Annotated in this window: 13 protein-coding genes; 5 read left to right on the plus strand and 8 right to left on the minus strand. The window is 70.6% G+C overall.

Annotated features, from left to right (window positions below):
• Positions 1 to 250 precede the first annotated feature (250 nt).
• Entirely contained in the window at positions 251 to 1726 is a 1476-nt protein-coding gene (locus SALPAC3_RS0117005; protein WP_018222410.1) for an FAD-binding oxidoreductase, read from the plus strand.
• 131 nt (positions 1727 to 1857) lie between these two features.
• Positions 1858 to 3291: an MFS transporter gene (locus SALPAC3_RS0117010; protein WP_026185658.1), complete on the plus strand. Its 1434-nt coding sequence runs from the start codon at positions 1858 to 1860 to the stop codon at positions 3289 to 3291.
• Between the two features lie 56 nt (positions 3292 to 3347).
• Here SALPAC3_RS0117010 and SALPAC3_RS0117015 read toward each other — a convergent pair whose 3' ends face one another.
• The 4 genes from SALPAC3_RS0117015 to SALPAC3_RS0117030 all read right to left on the minus strand — a co-directional run bounded on the left by SALPAC3_RS0117015 (position 3348) and on the right by SALPAC3_RS0117030 (position 5543).
• The gene (locus SALPAC3_RS0117015) at positions 3348 to 4067 is read right to left on the minus strand and encodes a PP2C family protein-serine/threonine phosphatase (RefSeq protein WP_018222412.1); all 720 of its coding nucleotides are present in this window, start codon (positions 4065 to 4067) and stop codon (positions 3348 to 3350) included.
• Positions 4068 to 4145: 78 nt separating this feature from the next.
• Positions 4146 to 4502, minus strand: coding sequence for a hypothetical protein (locus SALPAC3_RS0117020; protein WP_018222413.1), 357 nt, complete (start codon positions 4500 to 4502; stop codon positions 4146 to 4148).
• Positions 4503 to 4531: 29 nt separating this feature from the next.
• On the minus strand, positions 4532 to 4777 hold the full coding sequence (locus tag SALPAC3_RS0117025) for a hypothetical protein (protein ID WP_018821796.1): 246 nt from the start codon (positions 4775 to 4777) through the stop codon (positions 4532 to 4534).
• Positions 4778 to 4859: 82 nt separating this feature from the next.
• A complete protein-coding gene (locus SALPAC3_RS0117030) occupies positions 4860 to 5543 on the minus strand; it encodes a FadR/GntR family transcriptional regulator (protein WP_018222415.1) in 684 nt (227 codons plus the stop codon).
• 182 nt (positions 5544 to 5725) lie between these two features.
• On the opposite strand from SALPAC3_RS0117030, the gene SALPAC3_RS0117035 reads away from it, so the two are divergent.
• Positions 5726 to 7027 carry an MFS transporter gene (locus SALPAC3_RS0117035; RefSeq protein WP_408640404.1) on the plus strand — a complete coding sequence of 434 codons (1302 nt, stop codon included), beginning with the start codon at positions 5726 to 5728 and terminating at the stop codon, positions 7025 to 7027.
• 65 nt (positions 7028 to 7092) lie between these two features.
• Here the strand turns inward: SALPAC3_RS0117035 and SALPAC3_RS0117040 are convergent, their stop codons facing one another.
• Together SALPAC3_RS0117040 and SALPAC3_RS0117045 are read right to left on the minus strand one after the other, a co-directional pair.
• On the minus strand, positions 7093 to 7443 hold the full coding sequence (locus tag SALPAC3_RS0117040; protein ID WP_018222417.1) for an STAS domain-containing protein: 351 nt from the start codon (positions 7441 to 7443) through the stop codon (positions 7093 to 7095).
• A gap of 95 nt (positions 7444 to 7538) precedes the next feature.
• Positions 7539 to 7733 (minus strand): hypothetical protein, encoded by a 195-nt coding sequence (locus SALPAC3_RS0117045; protein WP_018222418.1) that lies wholly within the window; start codon positions 7731 to 7733, stop codon positions 7539 to 7541.
• Positions 7734 to 7777: 44 nt separating this feature from the next.
• On the opposite strand from SALPAC3_RS0117045, the gene SALPAC3_RS0117050 reads away from it, so the two are divergent.
• Positions 7778 to 8722: a threonine ammonia-lyase gene (locus SALPAC3_RS0117050; protein WP_018222419.1), complete on the plus strand. Its 945-nt coding sequence runs from the start codon at positions 7778 to 7780 to the stop codon at positions 8720 to 8722.
• 88 nt (positions 8723 to 8810) lie between these two features.
• Here SALPAC3_RS0117050 and SALPAC3_RS0117055 read toward each other — a convergent pair whose 3' ends face one another.
• Together SALPAC3_RS0117055 and SALPAC3_RS0117060 are read right to left on the minus strand one after the other, a co-directional pair.
• Positions 8811 to 10907: a S9 family peptidase gene (locus tag SALPAC3_RS0117055; protein WP_018222420.1), complete on the minus strand. Its 2097-nt coding sequence runs from the start codon at positions 10905 to 10907 to the stop codon at positions 8811 to 8813.
• A gap of 55 nt (positions 10908 to 10962) precedes the next feature.
• Entirely contained in the window at positions 10963 to 13062 is a 2100-nt protein-coding gene (locus SALPAC3_RS0117060) for a SpoIIE family protein phosphatase (RefSeq protein WP_026185660.1), read from the minus strand.
• A 181-nt stretch (positions 13063 to 13243) separates the two neighbouring features.
• Between SALPAC3_RS0117060 and SALPAC3_RS25990 the strand changes: the two genes are divergently transcribed.
• The coding region (locus SALPAC3_RS25990) for a HAMP domain-containing protein (RefSeq protein WP_198290352.1) at positions 13244 to 14030 on the plus strand (787 nt) is incomplete at its 3' end.

Here is a 14030-nt window from a genome sequence, read left to right on the forward strand (position 1 = left end):
AGCGCCTTCGAGTAGCAGACCGGGCTGATACGGTCAAAACTGACGAGCCGGTGTTGCGGCACGAAAACGTACCTTCAGTGACGCGAGGTGTGTTTGCTGACATCGTGCCGCCCAAGTCGACTGGTGGCGTGCGTGGTACGGCCGGTGCTGCCAGGTCGGTTACGGCGGGTCGGAATTGTTGCCACGAATAGTCGTAATCGCGTGGGTCGGGTCATCTTAGATCGTTGTTCCGGTGCTGAAGGAGAAGGAAATGGAAGCCACTCGACGAAACGTCCTACGGGTCCTGGCGGTGGGTGCGGGAGTTGCCGGCGCTGCCGCCATCTCGCCCTCCGCTCTGGCGACCTACGGTGACCGTGCGCTGGGCGAGGCGACGGCGGGGCGAAGTCCACACCCGGACCCGGGAAGGCTGACCGGGCGGTTGGTGTTCCCCGACGACGCCGACTACGACGCCGCGCGACTCGGGTGGAACCGACAGTTCAATCCGTACCCGCTGGTCATCGTCTTCTGCCAGGACGCCCAGGATGTGATCAACGCGATCACCTGGTGTCGTCGACACGATGTGGCCTTCCGCGCTCGCGGTGGTCGGCACGCCCTGGAGGGGTGGTCGGCGGTGGACGGCGGCGTCATCATCGACGTCAGTGACATGCAGGGAATCGAGCTGGACACGCACACGCGCCAGGCGACAGTGCAGACCGGAGCGACCCAGGACCAGGTCGTAGAGGCGTTGGGGGAGCAGGGTTTCGCGATTCCCACCGGAGCGGAGGTCGGTGTCGGCGTCGCCGGGGTCACGTTGGGCGGCGGGATTGGTCAGCTCAGTCGGAGTCTTGGGGTGACCAGCGACAGCCTGGCGGGTCTCGATATTGTCATTCCCGACGGAGAACGGGGCGCCCGGCTCGTCCACGCGGACGAGACGCGGCACGCCGATCTGTTGTGGGCCTCGCGTGGGGGCGGCGGCGGCAATTTTGGCATCGCGACCAAATACACGTACCGCGTCCATCCGGTTTCGGATGTCGTGGTGTATCAGATTACCTGGGATGATTGGCGGTACGTCGGGAAGCTGTTCGAGCGCTGGCAGAGAATTGCGCCCTTCGCTGACGACGGTTTCGGTTCGGTGTTCAACCCGAAGACCCGCACAGACGGCCATATCTACTGTAACGGTATCTATCGCGGTTCTGAGTACCGGCTGCGCGAGATAATTCGGCCGCTGATCGAGATCGGAAATCCTCAGGTCATCACGGAGACCACCTCCTACCTGGACGCCTGGAACCAACTCGCCGGAACGACGGACCCGCCGCGGAAGACGCACATCCCCTCGTCCTGGGTGTATGACCTGCTCCCGAAGCGGGGGATCGACACCATCGTTCGGCACCTGGCCGAACTTCCCGGTCTCGGCGGCGAGATCTGGTGTCTGAACTGGGGCGGTGCGGTGGAGCGGGTTCCGACCGACGCCACCGCGTTCTTCCACCGGAGCCCGAGGTACTACATGGAGTGGAGCGGGAACTGGGAGAACGACGAGGAGCAGAAGACGGTCATGGCATGGACGGAGCAGTTCCGCCAGGCGCTGCTGCCCTACGTCAACGGCTCCTACGTCAACGTCCCGGACAGCAGCATCGGTGACTGGGCCACCGCGTACTACGGCGACAACTACGCCCGGCTGCGTGAGATCAAGACCAAGTACGACCCGCATGAGTTCTTCCAGTACGAGCAGAGCATCCGGCCGCACTGACGAGGTGGAGCCAGGAGAGTCGTTCGGATGAGAGGAGACGCCGTACGGGCGGGTGAGGGGCGCGTGACCAGTCGCGAGTGTGCCGGGATGTCGCGTTGACGGCCCGCGAGCCCCGTTCCGGGCGGACGCCGGTGGGGGAGGGATCCCGTGGGCGGGCCCGACGGTGGCTGGTGGCCGCGGTATGTCAGGTGGTCGTGTTCCTCGGGACGGTCACCACCGCGATGCTGGTCATCGCAGTGCCGCAGATCGCCGCGACGATCGGCCTCGGCGAGGACGGCCAGCAGTGGCTGGTCGCTGGCCACGCGCTGGCCTACGCCCTGATGTTGGTGCCCGGTGGCCGGCTCGGTGACGTGTGGCGACGGCGCGCGGTCTTCGTGTCCGGCCTGGCGCTCGCGGGGGTGGCGGCCACGTCCGCCGCCCTCGCCCAAACACCGGTCTGGCTGGTGCTCTCCGTGTTGGTGCAGGGCGGTGCGCTCGGGGCGGTCAGCCCGCAGATCCTCGGGCTGTTCCAGCAGCTGTTCCACAAGGAGGAGCGGGGCCGTCCGTACGGTTTGCTCGGGGTGGCGTTCGCCGTCGCCCTCGGGTCCGGACCGGTTCTGGGCGGGGTGTTGGTTGACGTCAGTCCGGAGCACGGCTGGCGGCTGATTTTCGTCGCGGCCGCCGCGATCGCCTTCCTGGCCGCTGCGCTGGGGTTTCTCGTGATTCCCGCGTTGCGGGCACCCCCGGACCGATTCTGGTGGCGACGCACGGACCCGGTGGGCGTCGTCCTGTTCGTCGTCGGAATGGTGGCGCTCTGGATTCCGATGGTTGAGGAGACCGCCCGGACCCCTGTCCTGTGGGTGCTGGTGCCGGTTGGCGTGCTCGTCCTCGCCGGCTTCGTGCTCTGGGAGCGGCGTCCGCACCGGGAGTCGCCGCTGGTTGACCTGGGCCTACTGCGGGTCCGGTCCTACGGTCTGGGCGCGCTCATCGCGGTGTTGTTCGGCGCGTACGACGCGCTGTACTTCGTACTCGCGCTGTACCTGCAGGATGGGGTGGGTCACAGTCCGATCACCACGGGTCTTGTGATGGTGCCGATCGCCGGGGGCACGGCAGTGGGGGCGGTCGTCGGGGGTCGGCTGGCCTGGCGAGCGGGTCGCCGAGTAGTAGCCCTCGGACTGCTGACGTCTCTCGTCGGAGTGGTGGCGGTCATGATCGGTGACCTCTTCCTGCCGACCTTCGACAGCCCGCACTCCGCGGCCCTGCCACTGCTCCTCGCCGGCCTCGGCGCGGGCTTCGTCCTCAGCGGCCTGGGTAGCGGACTGACCAACATCCCCAACCAGGCCGTGACCATGTCACAGGTGTCCAACACGCGGGCCGGCAGTGCGGCCGGGATGTTGCAGACCGGGCACCGCCTGGGAATCTCAGCCGGGATTGTCGGCGTCAGTTCCGCGCTGTTCGTGACGTTGGATCGGACCGGCGGTGACTGGTTGGCGGCCTTCCGGACCACCTTGTTGATCATCTCGGCGTTCATCCTCGTCGCCCTTTTGATCGCCCTGCTGGACGTCTTCACCAGAGGGAACAGGTAGCGCGGTGAACAGGCCACCCGGTGTCCCGCCGGTGGCCCGTCCCGCCGGTTAGTCGCTCAGGCTGTGGTCACGTCGGAAACCACGACGGTGACGTTGTCCGGTGCGCCGGCCTGGTGGGCGAGCTTGACCAACTGCTCCCCGCAGAGTTGCCGGTCACCGTACTGGGTCAGGGTGGCGGCGATCGCCTCGTGCTCGACGTAGTCGGAGAGCCCGTCGCTGCACAGCAGCAGCCGGTCGCCGGAGGTCACGGTCAGGGTCCCGATCGTGGGTGGAGCGCCGGCTCCCTGCACCGCTCGGGTCACCAGCGACCGCTGGGGATGGTGCCGGGCCTGTTCGGAGGTGATCGCCCCCTGGTCTACCAGCGCCTGCACGAACGTGTCGTCCCGGGTGATCAAGCTCAGCTCCCCATCGCGCGACAGGTAGCAGCGGGAGTCGCCTACCTGGGCCAGCACCAGCGTGTCGTCGGCGAGCAGTGTGGCGGTCAGCGTCGTCCCCATGCCTTCCCGGGCGGGATCCGCGACGATCGCGGCGTGGATGCGCTGGTTGGCGGCGCTGACCACGGCGCGGAGCGCGTCGGCGGCCGCAGCGGGGGTGGTTGGCGGAGTCAGTTCGTCCAGGATTCGGATGACGATCTCGCTCGCCACCTCCCCGGCGGGCAGGCCGCCCATGCCGTCCGCGACTGCGAGGAGGCGCTCACCGGCCAGGGCGGAGTCCTCGTTGTTGTTCCGGACAAGGCCGATGTCGTTGCGGATGGCCGAACGGAGGATCAACGTCATGGGACCAAGCTTGCCAAGAACACCCTGCGTTCGTCTCTACACAGGTGTGCGGGGTTGGGAAAGTCTCGGTCGGCGGGGTCACTCCTCGGCGGGCAACTCCGCCAGCGGGACGTCCAGGCGGACCGCGTCGGTGACCGCTGCGATCTGGTCGGCGGGCACGTAGACCGCCCCGGTGCGGACCCGGTCGGTGGAGACCTTCAGGTAGCCCGAGTGGCGCAACCGGGCTGCCAGGTCGGCCGGGACGTCCGGCTCCTCCATCGCGGTGGCCTCGATCAGCTCGTTCAGGCTGCTGCCCGGGTCGGTGGCCGGTGTCTGCACGGTCACCGCGTTCGGGTCGTCGCGCTGGACCAGGTCCACGGTGCCGATCTCACTACCGGCGACGTCAACCACCCGCATCCCGGTGGTGATCCGAGAGAGGACACGTTGCTCGTTCATGCTGGCGCCGTTCCCGGCCGTTCTGTGCGTTAAACACCGCCCCAGCCGCCCGGAGGGCGGGGGGAGAGCTCACGCCACGTGTCGGTACCGTGGAGTAGCGCCCGGATCGTCTCTTCGGCCTCCTCGATGCTGCTGTACTCGTAGAACTGGGAGACCCCCTCCGAGCCGCCGGCGCGCTGCTCGACGTGCCACCGGTCGGCGTTGACGCGGAGGAAGACGTCGCGTCGGGCCAAGCGCCCCCATTTCCCGTTCCACCAGTGCTTTCGTTGCTCCATGACCAGGACTTTATCGAACAGGTGTACGAATAAAGTCGGCACCCGTGGGATTTCCACGGGTGCCGGTATGCTTCGGGGGGACCTAGGTCGGCGGCGGTGCCGTCAGGTAGGCACCTGCTTCGATCGCCGCCCGCTCCGGATCGCCGGCCCGGATGGCGTCGACCAGCCGGGAGTGGTCCACGTAGCGATCGGGCGTCAGGGTCTCGCCCAGCGTCGCGGCGACCGTGCTGCGCATCGCGATGCCGATGGAGGCGTGCAACTCGGCGAGGAGTTCGTTGTGTGCCGCCGCGACAACAATGGTGTGCAGCATGGCGTCGGCCGCCACGAACTCGTCGACCCGTCCGCCGCGCCACGCGGACTCCCGGGCGGCGAGCGCGCCGGCGAGCGCCGTCAGATCGTCGGTGGTGCGCCGTAGCGCGGCGAGTCGGGCGGCCGCCACCTCCAGGGCGCGCCGAACCTCGACCACCTCTGTCATTCGGTCGTCGGTGAGTCGGCGGGCCACCACCGGGGCCAGCTCATCAACCGACACCACGTAGGTGCCGGAGCCCTGCCGGATCTCCAGTACCCCCGCGTGCGCCAGCGCGCGGACCGCCTCGCGAACCGTGTTGCGCCCCACGCCGAGGGCCGCGACGAGTTGCGGCTCGGTCGGGATGCGGCTGCCCACCGGCCACTCGCCGCCGAGGATCCGGTCGCGGAGCTGGGCAATCGTCTCCTGGATCCGCTGGCCCCGCGGTGGGACGGCGGTGTTGTCGACCTCGGGTGGCACTGGTTACATCTCCTGCCGAAAATTCATCCCATGATTGTAGGTTCGGGGGCATGACCCCGCCACCGTCCGCAACGTCCACCAGGATGTGGCCGCGCCCGCCCCGCGAGAGCAACCTTCCGGAGGTGCCCGGCCGCCCTCGCCCGCCGAGCGCGGCCACCGCGAGGGCGGGCGCTCCGGGCGGCGTGGCCACGAAGAGCGGCTCGGGCGACGTGGTCCCGGAGGTAGTGGGCGTTCCGGGCGGCGCGCCCACGAAGAGCGGGTCGGACGGCACGGCCGCGGCTCCGGTCGGGGAGCGCCAGGTGGCGCGCCGAGCCGCGCTCGTACTCGTCGGGATAATTCTGGTCGGTGCGAATCTGCGGGTCGCGGTGACCAGCCTCGGTGCGTTGCTGGACGAGGTCCGTACCGGGCTTGGACTCTCCGGAACCATGGCCGGCGTGGTAACCACGCTGCCGACGATCGCGTTCGCCGGGCTCGGGGCGATCACCCCGTGGCTGGTCCGTCGGGTCGCACCGGCTCGGGTGCTGGTCGTGGCGATGGCGGTACTCGCCGCTGGCCAGGTGCTTCGGGTGGCCACCGACTCCGCGCTGGTCTTCGTCCTCACCAGCGGGTTGGCGCTGGCCGGGATCGCGGTGGCGAACATCCTCCTACCCTTGCTGGTCAAGCAGTACTTCCCGCACCGCACCGGATTGGCCATCGGGGCGTACACGACGGCCATGACCGCGGGTACGACGGTGGCTGCCGCGGCGGCGGTGCCGACCGCGCAGGCCTTCGGCTCCTGGCGGGCCGGGCTCGGGGTCTGGGCCGGGCTGGCCGTGCTGGCCGTACTCCCATGGGTGCCGTTGGCCCGCCGGGCCCGCTCCGTTGCGCGGAGATCGACGCCGACCGAGACCGCGACCGGCGTCCGGGTGCGCCCGGCGCGCACCCGGCTCGGCTGGGCCATGGCCGTGTACTTCGGCACCCAGTCCCTCAGCGGGTACGCGATCATGGGGTGGCTGGCGCAGCTGTACCGGGACGCCGGGTTCCGCCCGGCGACGGCGGGCCTGCTGCTCGCCGGGGTCACCGCGCTGGGCGTGCCGGTCGCACTCCTGATGCCGACGCTGGCCGGTCGGCTGCGGACACTGCGACCGTTGGTGCTGTCGTTGGCCGCTGCGTCGACGTTGGCCTACCTGGGGCTGGCCCTGGCGCCGTACCGCGGCGCGCTGCTCTGGATGGCCCTGCTGGCCATCGGGCAGGGTGCCTTCCCGATGGTCCTCGCGACCATCGGGCTGCGGGCGCGTACGGCGGAGGGAACGGTGGCGCTGTCGGCGTTCGCGCAGAGCACCGGTTACCTCGTCGCGGCGCTGGGGCCGCTGCTCGTCGGCGTCCTCTACGGAGCCACCGGTGGGTGGGTCGTGCCGGTCGGATTTCTGCTCTTGGCGCTTGCGGTGCAGGCCAGCGCCGGTCTGGTCATCGCCCGTCCGCGTTACATCGAGGACGAGAGGTAGCGCCCAGGGGCCGACGACGCGGGCGTCACGATGGCGGTATGGGCGTCACGATGGCGGTGCGGGCGTCACGATGGCGACGCGGTGGGGTTGACGGCCTGCTCGACCGTCGGGTAGGTCCGCAACACCTCGGAGAGCCCGCAGACCTCGAGGATGCGCAGCACATCGCGCTGCGGGGCGGCGAGCCGGACGCATCCGCCCGCCTCGTCGCAGTTGTTCTTCGCGTGGATGAAGGTGGCCAGCCCGGTCGAGTCGCAGAACGAGACCAGCGTCAGGTCGAAGACCAGCCGGCTGCGGCCCCGGTCCAACAGGTCGGTGATGTGCTCCTGCAACCGCGGCGCGGTCGCCAGATCCAGCTCGCCGACGACCGATACGACGGCGACGTCGCCGCGCTGTTGGGTGTGCACCGTCAACGACATCCGCCGGACCTCCTGCTACCAGCAAAACGGTAACCCACCAGGGGGTGTAACGCAGATCAGGAGGTTGATTCCGGCCCGCGCCGCCGGCCTCGTGCTCAGCCGGCGGTGAAGAGGCCGGCGGCGAGGGCGAACAGGGTGCCGACGGCCGACGCGCAGCAGCAGACCAGCCCGGCGGCGACCACGCCGAGGATTGCCCAGACCCGCCGATCCTGGGCGATCACGCGGAGGCTGGGCCGGTCGCCCGTCGGCAAATCCTCCCCGCCGCTGGCGACCGGACGTTCGCTGCTCACGCCCCGGGAGTCTAGGCGGGATCCGCACCGGGCAGGATCAGGTGATGGAGCTTGTGTCTGTTGACGACATCCGGAGTGCGTCCGCCGAGATCGCCGGCCAGGTCCTACGTACCCCGCTGATGCGGGCCCCGTGGGATGCGGAACTGTGGCTCAAGCCGGAGAGCCTGCAGCCGGTCGGCTCCTTCAAACTGCGGGGTGCGACCCACGCGGTGGCCCGGCTCACCGCGGAGCAGCGGTCGGCCGGCGTGGTCACCCACTCCTCGGGCAACCACGGCCTGGCGTTGGCGCACGCGGCCACCGCCGCCGGTGTGCCGTGCCGGGTCGTCGTACCCGAGGGGGCGCCGGCGGCCAAGGTCGACCGGATCCGGGCGTACGGCGTCGAGGTGGTGCCGGTACCGCCGCCGCGCCGTGCGCTGGCGGCGCGGCAGATCGCGACGGAGACCGGCGCGGTGCTGGTGCCCCCCTTCGATGACCGGTGGATCATCGCTGGCCAGGGAACGATCGGCCTGGAAATCGTGGCGGACCTACCCGATGTCGAGGTGGTGCTGGTGCCGGTTGGCGGGGGCGGGCTGTCCTCCGGCGTCGCGACCGCGGTCCGGGCGCTGCGGCCGACCGCAGCGGTCATCGGCGTGGAGCCGGAGCTGGCCGCCGACACCCGGGACTCGCTGGCGGCCGGGTCGGTGGTGTCGTGGGGCGAGGAGCGCACCTACCGCACCAGCGCCGACGGGCTGCGCCTGCCGCCGTCCGAGCTGACCCTCGCACACCTGCTGGCGCGGCTGGACGGGATCGTGACCGTCACCGAGGACGAGATTCGGGCGGCGATGAGCCGGCTGGTCCGCGACGCGCGGCTCGTCGTGGAGCCGAGCGCCGCGGTGGCGGTCGCCGCCCGGCTGTTCCGCCGCGCCGAGCTACCCACCGGGCGTACGGTTGCCGTGGTGACCGGCGGCAATGTGGAGCCGGCCGTGCTGGCCGCGGCGCTCGCCGCCTAGCTCCCGGCGACCCGATGGTGTGCCTGCCGGGCCCGGCCCCCGCGAAGGGAGCCGGGCCGCCGCCCGCCCTCGACGACCCGGGCCGGCCTCAGGCGCGACCGAGCTGGTCGAGCAGCCAGGCGTTGATGAAGGCCTCCTCCCGCCAGGCGTCGTACCGACCGCTCGGCCCGCCGTGCCCGGCGCCCATCTCGGTCTTGAGTAGGTAGTCGCCCCGCGGCGCGGTGGCTCGCAGTCGCGCGATCCACTTCGCCGGCTCGTGGTAGAGCACCCGGGTGTCGTTCAGGCTGGTCACCGCGAGGATCGCGGGATAGTCCACGGCCCGCACGTTCTCGTACGGCGTGTACGACTTCATGTACGCGTACACCTCGGGGTCGTCCAGCGGGTTGCCCCACTCCTCCCACTCGGTGACGGTCAACGGCAGCGACGGGTCGAGGATCGAGCTCAGCGCGTCAACGAAGGGAACCTGCGCGACGATTCCGGTGAACGCGTCCGGGGCGAGGTTGGTCACCGCGCCCATCAGCAGCCCGCCGGCGGAGGCGCCTCGGGCGACCAGCCGGTCGGTCGCGGTCCAGCCCGCCTCGACCAGATGCCGGGCACAGGCCACGAAGTCGGTGAAGGTGTTCTTCTTGGCCAGCAGCTTGCCCTGGTCATACCAGCGCCGACCCAACTCGCCGCCGCCGCGGATGTGTGCCACGGCGAAGACGACCCCCCGGTCCAGCAGGGAGAGCCGGGCGACCGAGAACCAGGGGTCCATGCTCGCCTCGTAGGAGCCGTAGCCGTAGATGACGCACGGCGCGGAGCCGTCACGCGGGGTACCGGCCCGGCAGACCAACGAGATCGGCACCCGGGTGCCGTCGTCGGCGATCGCCCAGTCCCGGTGCTGCTCGTAGCCGGCGGGGTCGTACGGGCGGCCGTCCGGCCCGGGCAGCACCGGCCGCTGCCGGCGTTGCGTCATCCGGCGGCTGACCAGGTCGTAGTCGTACACCGAGTCCGGGGTGACCAGTGAGGTGTAGCGGAGCCGGAGCTGCTTCGTGCGGTACTCCGGGTTGCTGTCCAGGCCGACGGCGTACAGCGGTTCGGGGAAGTCGATGTCGTGCGGGTCGCCGCCCCCGATCGGCAACACCCGCAGCCCGGTCAGCCCGTTGGCGCGCAACGTGACCACCAGATGGTTCTCGAAGGCGTCAACCGCCTCCAGGCGGGTGCCGGGGGAGTGTTCGATGAGCGGCACCCAGTCGCCGGGGGCGTCGGCCGAGGTGTATGCGAGGGCGAAGTCCTCGGCGCCGTCGTTGTGCAGGATCAGGAACCGGTGGCCGTGGTGCTCGACCGTGTACTCCACGCCCTGGCGGCGGGGGGCCACCGGGACCGGGGCGCCGGTCGGGTTGCCGGCGGGAATGGCCAGGACTTCGCTGGTCACCTTGCTGTGAATGTCGATGAGGAGGAACTTCTCCGAGCGGGTCAGCTCGACCCCGACCCAGAACCGCTCGTCGTCCTCCTGGTGGACCACCACATCCTCGCTGGCCGGGGTGCCCAGCGTGTGCCGCCAGACCCGGTGTGGCCGCCACGCGTCGTCAACGGTGACGTAGAAGAGCACCGAGGCGTCGGCGGACCAGGCCGTTCCGTAGAACGTGCCGGGCACCTCGTCAGGTAGTAGTTCCCCGGTGCTGAGGTCCTTGACCCGGAGCGTGAACCGCTCGTCGCCGGAGAAGTCGGTCGAGTACGCCAGCCAGCGTCCGTCCGGGCTCACGTCGAAGGCCCCGAGCGCGAAGAAGTCGTGCCCCGCGGCGAGCACGTTGCCGTCGAGCAACACCTCCTCGTCGGCCAGGGGGGCACCGTCGCGGCTGACCGGCGGGTCGGTTTCGCCATCGTGGACGACCCGGCGGCACTGCACCCCGTACTGCTGCCCCTCGACCGTGCGGGTGTAGTACCAGTGGCCGCCCTTGCGGGTGGGCACCGACAGGTCGGTCTCCTGGGTCCGCCGGCGGATCTCCTCGAACAGCTGCTCGCGCAGCTCCGCGAGGTGGGCGGTCCGGGCCTCGGTGTAGGCGTTCTCGGTGGTGAGGTAGGCGATCGTGGCGGGATCGTCCTTGTCGGCGAGCCAGGCGTACTCGTCGGTGACGGTATCGCCGTGGTGGGTTCGCTCGGTCGGCATCCGCTTGGCGACGGGCGCTGGGGTCTCGGTGGTCACGGCGTTACGTTACCGGCCGGGCCGCCCCGCCACCCTCCTGCTCACGCGGCCGCGGCTAGCTGGCGTCGTTGCGCAGGACCAGGATCGCGATGTCGTCCCGGGGCGCCTCGGTGGAGAACCCGAGCGCGGTCGAGCGCAGCCGTGCCGCCACCACGTCCGCGGAGTAGCCGGCGAGCGGCGCCGTCGCCTCCCGGAGTCGGTCCACCCCGAAGAGCTCCCGCCCGCGCCGCCGCTCGGTGACCCCGTCGGTGTAGAAGATCAAGGCCTCGCCGGGCTCCAGGGTGAGCTCGGTGGCCGGCGAGGAGATCGAGTCGAGTAGCCCGAGCGCGGTGCCGCCGGTGCCGACGAACCGGGCCGCACCGGCGGCCGTCAGCAGCACCGGCCGGTCGTGCCCGGCGAGGTGCAGGCTGACCTCCAGTTGGCTACCCGCCTCCAGTTGGTTACCCGCACCCGGTCCCACCGCGGCCAGGGCCAGGGTGCAGTAGCGCCCGCCGCCTCGCTCGACCAGTGTCTCGTTGAGCCGGATCAGCGTCTCCGACAGTGGCTTGCCGTCCCCGATCAGCGTCCGGATGACATCCCGGACCAGTCCGGTGAGGGTGGCCGCCTGCACTCCCTTACCGGATACGTCACCGATCACCACCAGCCACCGCCCGTCCGGCAACGGCAGTACGTCGTAGAAGTCGCCGCCGACGTCCGCGTCGTCCCCGGTCGGGACGTACTCCGCAGCGAAGCCGAGCCCCTCCACCACCGGCAGCACGGGCGGCAGCAGCGACTGCTGGAGTGCCTGGGCGACCCGGCGGCGCTCGGCGTGGATGCGCGCATTCTCGATCGCCAGCGCCGCCCGCCGGGCCACATCCTCCAGTACGGCGACCTCGTCCGGGTCGTGCCGGTGCCGCTGGTGCCGGCCAACAGCGAGGGTGCCGAGCCGCTGGCCGCGGGCGATCAGCGGGACGGCGAAGCCCTCGGTCGGCGCGCCGAGTGGGAGCTGGGTGCCGTTGCGGGAGGCCTCCCGCAGCCGGGCCTGGACCGAGTCCAGCCCAGTCTCCGCCAGCACGGCGTGCAGCTGGGGCAGCATCGACTCGTCCGCGTGGCTGGCCGCCGCCAGGCGCAGCCGCCCCCACTCATCGGCGGTGTGTACCGCGCACCACTGCCCGAGGCGGGGCACCACGAGCTGCGGGATGAGCGCCATGGTCAACTCGACGTCGAGCGACTGGGCGAGCAGCTCACTCGCCTCGGCGAGGAAGGTCAGCCAGGCCTGCCGGCGCAGGTCGGCTCGGTGTAGTCGGTCGTTCTCCAGGTGCAGCGAGAGCCGTTCGGCCATCAACACCGCCAGCGGTTGGGCGTACGCGGACGGTGCCGCGTCCAGCTCCAACTCGCCGACGTACGGGCGGTGCACGGTCAGCGGCACCCGGACCAGATCGTTGTCGACCCGGGGCTGCCGGCCGTAACGGGCCAGTAGCTGCGGGCCCTGCCCGTCGCCCCGGTCCAGCCGGACCAGGCCGCCGGCCGCGCCGACCATCTCGGCCACCCGGGCCAACAGGCCGGTCGCGAACTCCGGCAGGGAGTCCTCGGCGTACGGGTCGGGCGCGGTCTGCATCAGCTCACTCATCGCCGCGGCGCTCGGCGGGAAGCTGCCCTCGTTGGTGGCTCGGTCACCGGTCACCGTCGTGGTCGGCCCGGCGGTGACCGGGAGCCGGCAGGGGTGGTCGGGGGAGTCGGACCGGTCGAGTCGGAACCAGACACCCTTACCGGCGGGCAGATACGTGGTGCCCCAGCGGCTGGCGAAGTGGTCAACCAGGAGCAGGCCCCGGCCCCGTTCGGCGATGTCGGCGATGTCGCTGCTCTCGTTGCGAACGCCGACGGTCAGCTCGTCGACCGGCCCGCGGGCGAAGTCGGAGACGGTGACGGTGAGCCCTCTTCGGTCGGCGACGACCTCAAGGTCCAGTTCGGTGCGGGCGTGCTCCACCGCGTTGGTGGAGAGCTCGGTGGTGAGCAGGAGCGCCTCGTTCGTCAGCTCCGCCAGGTCCGCCTCGGTGAGCAGCGACCGGACGAGTGCGCGCGCCGCGGCGGGCGTCCGGGGGTCGGCGGGAAGCCGGACCCGCCGGATGTGCTCGTCCCGGTCTTCGGTCGGCACGGGCCCCCTCTCCGCTGACACCCCCCGTATCCTTCACCGCTGCCGCGGTGGGCGCCAACCGAACCAGCGGAGGGCCGACGCTGGGCAGCCCTGGGCCGGTGCCAGCTCACGTCGCGTCGGTCTGGCGCGTACCCGGTGCTGGGCACAATAGTGGGAGATCCGGCCTGCCGGCAGCAGGCGGCCCCGATCTGAGCGAGGAATGATGACCACGGCGAAGCAGCCGGCGACGGAGCTGTCCGTGCCGGACCCCGATGCGGTCCTCATCGAGCTGACCGAGGCGCTTCGGCGCGTTCGCCACGGCGATCTCAAGGTCCGGCTGCCGCACCGATCGGGCCGGGCGGGCGAGTTGGCGGACGCCTTCAACGAGGTGGTGTCGCTCCAGGAACGGCAGTGCCACGACCTGCGCCGGATCAGCCGGATCGTGGGCCGGGACGGGCGACTCGCCGAACGCCTCGACGACGAGGACCTGGATGGTTCCTGGGCGGAGGGGCAGCAGGCGGTCAATTCACTCATCGAGGACCTCGGGCGCCCGACCATCGAGATCGCGCGGGTGATCGCGGCGGTCGCCAGGGGCGATCTCTCCCAGCACGTGGCGCTGGAACTGGATGACCGACCGCTGCGTGGGGAGTATCTGCGCATCGGGCGCACGGTGAACGCCGTGGTGGATCAGTTGTCGTCCGTCGCCGACGAGGTGACCCGGGTGGCGCAGGAGGTGGGCGTCGAGGGGAAGTTGGGTGGTCAGGCTGACGTTCGGGGCGCTGCCGGCACCTGGAAGGACCTGGTCGACTCGGTGAACACCATGGGTTCGAACCTGACCGCACAGGTCCGCAACATCTCGCAGGTGTCGACGGCGGTGGCGACGGGTGATCTGGGGCAGAAGATCACGGTTGACGCGCAGGGCGAGGTTCTGGAGTTGAAGAACACCGTCAATACGATGGTGGATCAGTTGTCGTCGTTCGCCGATGAGGTGACCCGGGTGGCCCGGGAGG

Origin of the sequence: Salinispora pacifica DSM 45544, assembly GCF_000378845.1 — a bacterium.
Taxonomy (GTDB): Bacteria; Actinomycetota; Actinomycetes; order Mycobacteriales; family Micromonosporaceae; genus Micromonospora; species Micromonospora pacifica.